Here is a 9,661-nt window from a genome sequence, read left to right as displayed (position 1 = left end):
ATTTGTAAAATCGTATTACAGATCTTAGGTCGCCATCACAAAACTGAGATAGATGTACCAGAATTATGAATCATTTGAACACACCGATCCTGAAAACGGGGTGTGAAGACAGTTTATCAGTTTTTCACCCTTGTAATATCGGTAACAGCACTTTGGAATGCATATCTCTCAAACCGGGCCCCCTTTCCATGTACCGGTCTCTGATATGCTCATCCTGGTCATGGCAAGAATTTCACGGGTATAATAAAGTCAGAGACCCGTATTCCTGCCCACCCCACGCTCAAAGATGATCTTCTTTTTGGTATCCGGAATACCCATACCGTCATCCTCGATGATGAGAAGCCCACAGTCCACCTGTTCTACAAACCGGATCTGGATGGTAGAGACCCGGCATCCGTGCATGAGAGCATTTTCCACAAGATTGATAATGATCTTGCCAAACATCGGGTCGGTATACACTTCAAGCGGCCCGGTTGTATGGAGAATGGTAACACTGCCAAACCCGTGGGCGTGTGTGATATTTTCTATAATCCGGTCAATTGAGAGCCACTGGGGCTTTTGAATCCCGATCTTCTGGTACACATCGGAGAACATCAGATGTTCCTGGACATTATTCAGAGAGATACCAAGTTCTTTGACATCTGCTTCGATCTCCGGATATTTTTTCGAGAGTTCAAGCAGGTTATCGTAATAGAAGAGCTGGACGGTCAGTTCATTCTTGATGTCATGCCTCGTAATCGTATTGAGAATGTCGAGCTTTTTATTCGTCCCGATCAGTTTTTCCATCTCCGTGTGCTCCTCCTGGAAATGAAAGTAATGAAGACCATACGAGATCTCCCGTGCAACATCCACAAACAATGCCTGTTCATCAGGATCCTCTGCCAATCCATGGTCCAAAGTCACAGACAGGATGCCAAAAACTGTCCCTGCATGTTCCAGCCGGACCGTAAGGGTATACCCGTTTATATGGTCTGAATAGAACGGACATGAGGAACAGGTCTCGTCAGGAGCACAGATAACGGGTCCTGACTGGTGTTGCAGGGCTTTTGTATAACAGGATGTCCGGTTCCCGGCCCTGACATAAGAGAGATATCGCCTGATCTGGTCTTCAAGACCTGCATGATATACCTTTGTCACATTCCCGTTTGTATCAAAGAGAACAATGTGCATGTTCTGATATCCTGGCTCGGATGTTATCCGTGAACACAGACGGCCAAATATCTCTTCTTTGCCTTCATTTCCATGAATGGTATCTGATACTTCCCGAAGAACCTGAAAAATCCGGGAGAGATGCCTGATCTTCAGCTGATCCCGGTATTGCCGGTATGCCTTCATTACCTTATCAGATAATTCAGCATATTGTGATCTCGGATCTCCGCCCTTTTGCACGTAAAATGTCGCACCTGAATTGATTGCTGACATTGCAAAACTCTCCCGTCCCCGGCCGGTGAAAAGAATAAACGGGATATCACATCCATGACCACGAATTGTCTGTAATAACTCTAATCCACTCATTTCAGGCATCTCGTAATCAGAGATGAAGACATCCGCCGGGTGTTCAGTCAGTTGTGCAAATGCCTCCTTTACCGATGAACAAGAGAACACACGAATATTGCCGGACCGTTCCAAAAACGCTCTTGTTATCTCAAGAATATGTGGATCATCATCAACATGGAGGACGTGGACTGGAAATAAGGGGTGAGTATTCCCATGCATCTGTATCATCCCAGCCTTCCAATCTTGTCTGCTAATTCCTGAGCAAGATCCTGCTCAATGAACATGGCTGACGCAAGACCTACCCATTTTGCCAGTTCCTTACAGTGCTCAGGGCCAATATCAGAAAAATTCAGACCCTGAAGGTGGAACTATGTCTGTCGCTCAAGGAGGGTGATTGCTGCAGGGCCAAAATACTCAACTGCAATCTCAAGCACTGCATCAGAGGTTTTGCTCATAACATCCTCCGGTTTTCCAATCACTCATTTTGGTAGTCCTGGTGCATCAGGATCTTCAGACTTGTTATCATCCGTTTAAATGATGATGCCAGTTCCCCTATCTCATCGCTTCGATGAATTGAGATGGACACGTTTGTATCCCCCCTACTGATCTTATTTGCCGACTCAATCAGCATGTGAATATCACGGATCATGGTCCGTGAGAATATTCCAATGATAAGACCGGCAGAGAGGATCCCAAGGAACAGAATAAGGTATATGGTCTGACCGACAAAGTCCATCCTCTTCTCAACGACCGCTGCATCCATATCAACTGCGACAACACCCACGACAACACCCATGGCATTTTTAATGGGGGCATACCCGGTCAGAACCTTTCCCCACGGGCGGACAACAAAATCATCCTCAACCGACGGGCCTTCAAATGCTTTCAGCATGGCTGGAGAGGGATTTTCAACAGGGGTGCTGATCTTCACATCCCTATGACCGGTGTTATATCCACTATCTATGACATACTCAAGACCGTCGTTACTCTTCCGAATCGTAAAATTTTGACGATCTCATGGTCGGCCTGTGCCATCGCTGCCAGTTGTTCCGCATTCATGAGATAGAGTACTTCAGACTCCATCCCCGGTTCCAGTTTTTTCATCTCATCACCATTCAGATCAGACGCGGTGATAGAAGCGATTGCAAGCAGTTCCTGTTTGGTGGATTCCTGTATTTTATCCGTTGATGCTCCGACAGTGAATAAGAAGGTCATGCCGGTGATAAGAATGACCAGGATAACAAACCCGGCAGTCAGTTTTGTCATTATTGAGTGCAGCATGTCTGCCATAAGTGAACTCTCTCCAAATAATCCCGCATAATTGACCAGAACAATCTGATCAAACGGGATGGTATACCCATGAGATCTTTCGCCAGGCCTATAATGATTCAGCATAGAGTCTCTTTTCAGATAAGGAATCTATAGAGAGATATAGAGACACCATAGTTCTCAATAGTCTCTCTCGGAAACCAAAATAATACGAGGATAACAATGGGTGTCGGGATTTACCATGTCTCACAAGATAATATCTCCGGTTTTCCGGATTGCAGGAATTATGATTCTGCTGTGCAGTGTGCTCCTAATTGCTGCACCTGCAATGGCTGCAGAAGAACAGACCCTGAGTATCTCCGGTTCAACAACCGTTCTTCCAATTGGTGCTGCATGTGCAGAAGCATATATGGAAAAGCATCCGGATGTTGATATTCAGGTAAGTGGCGGAGGCTCTGGAGCCGGAATTAAAGCCATCGGTGAGGGTGTTGTCGGTCTTGCCATGTCTTCACGTGAGCTGAAGGATGAAGAGAAAACAAAATATCCACAGCTTCAGCTTGTTCCGATTGCAAAAGATGGAATCGCTGTCATTGTAAACCCTGAAAATCCGTTGAATGCATTATCCCTCAAACAACTGAAAGATATCTATACCGGAACCATTACCGGATGGCAGGATGTGAAAGGCAATACCGGCAAGATCGAGATCGTCGGCCGTGACAGTGCATCAGGAACCAGAGAGTTCTTCTTTGAGAAAGTGCTGAACAAAGAAGACTTTACCAAGTTCATGCTTGAAAAGAACTCAAATGGTGCAGTCCAGCAGTATGTCTCCCAGACCCCGACCGCAATCGGATATGTTGGTATGGGTTTTGAAGATGGTGTAAAAGTCCTTGAGATTGTCGGTTCTGATGGAAAGACCGAAAAACCATCCGTTGCAACCGTCAAGTCCGGTACATACCCGCTCTCCCGTGAGTTATACTTTGTTACAAATGGTGAGCCAACCGGTCTTGCAAAGGAATTCCTTGACTTTGTCCTGAGCCCTGAAGGACAGAAGATTGTAGAAGAAAAGGGTTTTGTAGGCATTTAAGCTTCTATACTTCAAACCCCCCGGGAGAACCCCTCCCTTCAGGTTATGAATGAACCTTGCTTCTTTTCATCGGTGAGAGATTCTGTTTTATTGTTTTTTAAATCATAAACAATTATGAGACGAAATCAGTATAGTAGAACAGGAGATCCGGACAGGCCTATTGAGTGTTGGATGTATGGGAGCACCCGTACGGGAGATCCCATAATTTGACCCCTCCCGGTATGGAGTTGTACAGAGTAATTGATAACTCAAAAAAGGTATCATTCCATGCGAAATTATTATTGGATTACAGGAGGCACGTATACCTGTATGCATGTGCAGAAAGGCATTCTTATGATTGTCCTTGTACTCATTCTTATGGTACCCGCAATCATGGCAGAAAGCCCGTCAACGACACATTCTGACATCCGGATAGTTGAGCAGGCAGATACTATTCCGGGCCTTTTTGAAATACGGATTGTCGATCCTGAATTGCTCAATACGGTAAGGAACAATTATGGATCACAGGCAATACCGCTTAAGGTAGAAAAAGGGCTTTATATAGGGGTTTTAACACCAAACGTCTTGTATCTCAGGGGGGATCTGAATGAGAGTGAGTTCCCGGTGCAGGATATTATTCATAAAAATCTTGAGGACAGGATCGGAAAACATCTCATCGACATCACCTTTGGTCGTGATAATGTAAAAACAGACCTCTTTGGAAAGGATCATGACTATAAGGTATGGCTTAAGGCAATGTATTATCAGAGCGATATCGATACAATCCGCGATTTCATTACTGTCTTTAATGATATGTCGCAGACCACCATGTTTGAAGATGAAGAGATCGCTCTTCCTTCCTATAAGCCGAATTATAACCCGGATCCATACACGTATTATACGATCAGTTTTGTCGATAAAGACCTCTTTTTTGAGAAGTACGATGATCGAAGCAGTGAACAGTATCAGGTATTACATGATCCATCCGGAAAGCCCGTCGTTCTCGTTCGCAAAGATGGAGCCTATATCCAGCAGGATCTGAAAGGGAATGAGCGTTCACATTTCCTTCTTCGCAGTCTGCTGTTCAGTATGGGATTTCACGGAGAGAGCACAGATAAGGATAGTTTTTTCAATCCTTCGAACACCGGGCAGACGACCTTATCTCCCCTTGATAAGGACGCGATTCAGCTCATGTACGGAGGACGGTTGCAATCCGGATTAACGCTGGAAGACGTGAAGAAGGCTTTGGGTATGGCCGATAAAAAATGAATGAACACTCTCATCGTATGAGTCTCTTGTGCCCTCTGGAGAATCAACAAGAAGCACTCATAAAACCGAACATACTCTGTGTTCTTGAAAAAAATTTGAAATTATGGAGATACGTATGAAAAACATGTGCATCGGATGGATGGTAGTAATCATTGGTATAGTATGCCTTGGCGGTATGGTACAGGCAGATGCAGGACAGACAGATCCGGCAACCCAGGGAAATACATCAGATAAATATTTCTACAACATTGCCATCGTGGATCCTGCCCAGCTTGAAACCCTGAAAAATGAGATAACCGCTGATGAATATCCCGTAACCAACGAAAACGGTGAACTCATCGGGATCGTCTCGCCCCGGAAATTATACATCAGGGGAGATTTGGTTGACCTTCAGAAAAAGTCAGGACGAACAGGAAAGACCTTTGATAAGACTGATGTCGCAGAACACTTGATTGATATCACCTTTGGAAATGATAATTCCAAAGTAACGCTGTTTAAGTCAAATAAGGATTATCAATTCTGGCTTGATGCATATTACACCACTGACGACACCAAATTCCTTCTTACGCTGGCGCAGGAGCTGAATTCACTCTCCGATACCACCCAGTTTGAAGACGAGGAACTCGCACTTGGGTTTTTAAAGACGAACTACGCAGACGTCCCGTACAATTTTTATAACATAAAAATCATCCCTGAAAAGATGCTCAAGGACTATAAAGATGACAGAACGAGCGATGAGCGCCTGATAAAAGACGAGAAGGGAGAGTTAATCGGAATTGTCGGAAACGATCATCTCTATCTGCTTGACTCCATCAGTGCTCAAGAGCGACAGTACTATATGCTCTATGGTATTCTCTATAGTATGGGGATGCATGGAGTAACCTACTCTGAAAAAGACAGTTTCTTTTACCATGTCGGCGGAGTCAGGAACCGTGAGTTATCTGACCTTGACAAAGAAGCAATAAAACTGCTCTATGGTGGAAGAATTAAAGCAGGAATAGAGATGGAAGAGATGAGAAAAACTCTGGGATTAAAGACCTGATTTTCTCTCCTTTTGAGGGGGTGGGATTTGAGATCTGAACCCGCACTCCTCGTCTCTTTGGTATGCTATTTTTTCTGACCGACAGATGTCAACAAACCGGATAACCAGGTCACAGAAGTCACAGAGCTTACCGTATTCATCATACCATGTCAGAAGGAAAACCATTCCGATCTTCTGCTTGTGGTCCAGGGTTACCCGCTATCCCAGGTCCAGAACCACCCGCGAGGTGGTAGTATCAGGATGTGGAGATGGCTTGTCAGAAAAGACAGTTGCGGGCTTATCCATGAGGGCCCTCGCACCTCACGCTGGTGCTCTCTGCCAATGGTTCCCGCTTTCCATGGTCAGTCTCCAGAAAGACCAATCCCTTCTGGCAGATACAAAGACAGTTTTATCACCGATGTATCGTCACGGCCCTATCCGAATCCTAAAACCGGATTTTTTTGTGAAAATGAATGGGGGAAAGGATAGAATAAACCCTATCTCCTCTCTCCTCCGTTTTCCTTCCTATACGGACTCATCTCCACCAGACTGACAGGATTGACTGCTTCAGTCGGCATCCGGCCACCAAATCCCTGCGGCCCCTTATACACCCCGTCCGGAGCGAGATCCCGGTCATGTTCCTTGAGCCAGTAAAATTGGTGGTGGTACAAATACACTCCTTTCGTGTTGGAATCCCTCCGCTCTACCAGTTCATGCCCGATGAGTATTCCAAATTGTTTCCATCTGCCAGGGTATGCAGGAACCTGAGCAGCCTGCAGTGATTGCTTTACTCATTGCGTCCCCCTCTGATCCCCCCATCATCATGGGTGTCATGCATCCGGTTCGCAGGTAATCCGTCAGGTCTTTTTTGAATACTATCCGGTTTTTTCAATTGTATCAACTCCTGTCGTTCATGGTCTTTTTCCAGAACGACTCATGTGAAAACGAACACATGGTGCTCAATTCTCTCTACTTCCGTTATTTGCCATACCATATAATACTTATTATTATAATATTATCTATTAATTCATAGCAATATATTCATAGTAATAGTTTCATACCAATAGGTCATGAGTGAAGGGCGAACGAGGGGTCAGGGCAACAATCCCGGGGTTACGAAACGGAAAATTATCGAGATACTTTTGCAAAAGTCTGAACCCACCCCTGAACCGGTGATACGGGACAGAATTGCCTGTGATCTTGGGATAAAAGAACCAAAAAGCACGAAGATACAACTCGCCGCTGCAAAGGGCGAAGGGCTTCTTCTGAAAGACACAAGAAGCGGCGTGAATTACTGGGATATTGACTTTACCTCAGAGGTTCTTTTGGGATATGTTATTGATATCATTACGCAGATGCCGGAAAAAGACCGGGTGTCATTCTTCTCCTCTCCATATGTTCAGGAGCTGGTGTTGAAACTGGCCGGGTTTCTGGCCAGGACAAATCATCCGAAAACAAGGGTCGGGTATCAAAGTACGGTAATTTCAGAATACTGGGGGTTTTTACCCAGTGAGCAGATCTATGAGACCCTGGACGAGAACCTATCGGAGGATGTTATCCGTGCGGTTCAGTTCTATCGCCTGGTAGTGACCCGTTCCCCGTCCTTTTTTCTCTATCCTTTCCAGGATGCAGCACACATTGATCCATTCCTTGAGTCTGTGCTTGCGTCATATCTTCACAAGACCGAATGGAAGGACTATGATTTCCTCTATTTTGTCGGGACCATGGGACTTATTATCGACTACAGCAGGTCAGATGCGATAAACCGGAATGAGATAGCATCGTTCCTGACAGAGTATGCAGGCGACATCTCCTCTCATACGTCCCTAACATATCCTGACCGGTTATTTCGGAATATGATACAGGCACATGAGATGATGCAGGAGCGTCATGCCATCCCTCCTAAAAGCGGTCATTCGCAGAAAGCATTTCGGGCAAATCCGGATATGTTTGAAAAATTATCGGGATAACCGGAAAAGGAGGCTATGTAGCAGTTGTAACGCTTGTAGCAGATATATGGAAAAGAGACCTGCTCAGTTTTCGCATACAGGAATCTGATGAAACGAAGGAGAATCCAGATAATAAGATGATAGATTCATATGTCCCTGGAAGAGGGGGAGTGAGATTACGGTATTCCTCAGTGAACCAACCATACATTTATTTTATTCTGCGTATGGTGGTATTCACGGGATCTTCCCCGGTCAGGGGTCGTAATGTCACCAAAGGCACCACCGTATACCCTCCCGGTTTCACCTTCACCGTCCCTGACCACTCATGGTATCCAGCCAGTATCACCCGGATATCGTGAATTCCGGCAGAAATGGCTGCAGAATGGAGAGGAGTCTTTCCGATGTCGGTGCCATCAATAAGTACCCCCGCTCCGGGTGGCGAAGAGGAGGCCACAATCACGCCGGATGGTCCATGGAGATACTCCATAGCCGGTTTTATGTATTCCGGTTTTCGGATAACCGATTGCTCCCCTCTCTGACTGGTTATCTCAAGGGTAACGGTGTACCGTCCGATACCCGTGTAGGTATGAACGGGGTTGTGATCATGAGAACTATGACCATCGCCAAAGGTCCAGTTCCAGGAGACCGGGCACCCCTGGGATCTGTCCAGGAACGAAACGGTGAGCGGGGGTGTTCCAGTCAGATTATCTGCGATGAAATCTGCAACCAGGGGAGCAGGACTTTCTTCCACGGTAACAGGTATGAAGAGTTTTGATCCGGACTCATTATTCCAGGATTCAAGACACATCATGTATGTTCCCGGTTCTGCATACCGATGGGTGACCGTCATATGATCTGAAACCGTTGTCCCGTCTCCAAAATCCCAGGTATTATGCACTCCCTCAGCATCCGCCATCTCTATACAGGAGATGTTTAAGGGAGCATGTCCCCGTGAAGGAATCGTGATAACCTGCATACCCTCTGTTTCATCTACTCTGAAATACATGGGATTTTCAATCTGACAAACAGGGATATTATCATGGGGATGGACCCATTCATACTGATCCGTATCCCAGCTCCCGACATCCAAAGATATCGGCTTTGTTGTATCATGCCAATCCGGAATGGAAATATTCAGGCGATACTCCCCGGAAACCGGGTTGAATATACCGGCCATCTCATCGGTGAAGATTCCATCAGCGTCTGCATCGACTCTTCCGATAGAGGCATTCGGGATGGTCTGTTTCTCTCCTGATAGGGTGTTCCCAAACGGATCCGTAATATGGAGAGTAATATTTCCCGGAGAAGCCATTATTTCCCTATCTGAATCTGAAGAGGCTGCTTTGTCAGAATCGGTCAGGGTTGCTGTTGACCCAAGAATGATGAGCTGAGAGTCCGAATCATCCGGAACAGAACTCTCATCATACGGCGGATTATACCCCCGCTGTATCAGATCATATATCTTCTGATAATGACTGAAAGCAGCAGGTACCTTTTCGATATGCGAACCGACCAGTTCTGTTGGTTGTCGTTTCCCGGTCACCACGGTCCGGGGTAGAACCGCTCCATACAGGGGATCAAGGTCAATCCCGT

The 9,661-nt window shown here is 45.8% G+C and carries 9 protein-coding genes; 4 read left to right on the top strand and 5 right to left on the bottom strand.

Annotation, left to right across the window (positions count from 1 at the left end):
- Window positions 1-249: 249 nt before the first annotated feature.
- The 3 genes from PLA23_RS06545 to PLA23_RS06535 all read right to left on the bottom strand — a co-directional run bounded on the left by PLA23_RS06545 (window position 250) and on the right by PLA23_RS06535 (window position 2,892).
- Complete coding sequence (locus tag PLA23_RS06545) at window positions 250-1,716, bottom strand: response regulator (RefSeq protein WP_324474526.1); 1,467 nt, start codon at window positions 1,714-1,716, stop codon at window positions 250-252.
- A 256-nt stretch (window positions 1,717-1,972) separates the two neighbouring features.
- A complete protein-coding gene (locus PLA23_RS06540) occupies window positions 1,973-2,428 on the bottom strand; it encodes a HAMP domain-containing protein (protein WP_324331774.1) in 456 nt (151 codons plus the stop codon).
- A 29-nt stretch (window positions 2,429-2,457) separates the two neighbouring features.
- Window positions 2,458-2,892: a hypothetical protein gene (locus PLA23_RS06535; protein WP_324331775.1), complete on the bottom strand. Its 435-nt coding sequence runs from the start codon at window positions 2,890-2,892 to the stop codon at window positions 2,458-2,460.
- 115 nt (window positions 2,893-3,007) lie between these two features.
- Here PLA23_RS06535 and PLA23_RS06530 point away from each other — a divergent pair, with 115 nt between their 5' ends.
- The 3 genes from PLA23_RS06530 (at window position 3,008) to PLA23_RS06520 (ending at window position 6,140) form a co-directional block, all read left to right on the top strand.
- Window positions 3,008-3,850, top strand: a complete 843-nt coding sequence (locus tag PLA23_RS06530) for a phosphate ABC transporter substrate-binding protein (RefSeq protein WP_324474525.1) — start codon at window positions 3,008-3,010, stop codon at window positions 3,848-3,850.
- A 267-nt stretch (window positions 3,851-4,117) separates the two neighbouring features.
- Complete coding sequence (locus tag PLA23_RS06525; protein ID WP_324474523.1) at window positions 4,118-5,098, top strand: hypothetical protein; 981 nt, start codon at window positions 4,118-4,120, stop codon at window positions 5,096-5,098.
- Between the two features lie 124 nt (window positions 5,099-5,222).
- Entirely contained in the window at window positions 5,223-6,140 is a 918-nt protein-coding gene (locus tag PLA23_RS06520) for a hypothetical protein (RefSeq protein WP_324474522.1), read from the top strand.
- Window positions 6,141-6,616: 476 nt separating this feature from the next.
- Here PLA23_RS06520 and PLA23_RS06515 read toward each other — a convergent pair whose 3' ends face one another.
- Window positions 6,617-6,847: a DUF6009 family protein gene (locus PLA23_RS06515; RefSeq protein WP_502883598.1), complete on the bottom strand. Its 231-nt coding sequence runs from the start codon at window positions 6,845-6,847 to the stop codon at window positions 6,617-6,619.
- A 342-nt stretch (window positions 6,848-7,189) separates the two neighbouring features.
- Here PLA23_RS06515 and PLA23_RS06510 point away from each other — a divergent pair, with 342 nt between their 5' ends.
- A complete protein-coding gene (locus PLA23_RS06510) occupies window positions 7,190-8,089 on the top strand; it encodes a hypothetical protein (RefSeq protein ID WP_324474520.1) in 900 nt (299 codons plus the stop codon).
- 187 nt (window positions 8,090-8,276) lie between these two features.
- Here the strand turns inward: PLA23_RS06510 and PLA23_RS06505 are convergent.
- The coding region (locus PLA23_RS06505; protein WP_324474518.1) for a PKD domain-containing protein at window positions 8,277-9,661 on the bottom strand (1,385 nt) is incomplete at its 5' end.

The organism is Methanospirillum sp. (genome assembly GCF_035406105.1).
GTDB lineage: Archaea > Halobacteriota > Methanomicrobia > Methanomicrobiales > Methanospirillaceae > Methanospirillum.
Note: the sequence above shows the minus strand (reverse complement) of the source record. Positions and strands in the feature narration are given on the sequence as shown.

Coding starts and splice junctions, on each gene's coding strand:
- PLA23_RS06525 (WP_324474523.1), top strand. CDS start 4,118: ATGCGAAATTATTATTGGATTACAGGAGGCACGTATACCTGTATGCAT.
- PLA23_RS06520 (WP_324474522.1), top strand. CDS start 5,223: ATGTGCATCGGATGGATGGTAGTAATCATTGGTATAGTATGCCTTGGC.
- PLA23_RS06510 (WP_324474520.1), top strand. CDS start 7,190: ATGAGTGAAGGGCGAACGAGGGGTCAGGGCAACAATCCCGGGGTTACG.
- PLA23_RS06545 (WP_324474526.1), bottom strand. CDS start 1,716: ATGCATGGGAATACTCACCCCTTATTTCCAGTCCACGTCCTCCATGTT.
- PLA23_RS06535 (WP_324331775.1), bottom strand. CDS start 2,892: ATGCTGAATCATTATAGGCCTGGCGAAAGATCTCATGGGTATACCATC.
- PLA23_RS06530 (WP_324474525.1), top strand. CDS start 3,008: ATGTCTCACAAGATAATATCTCCGGTTTTCCGGATTGCAGGAATTATG.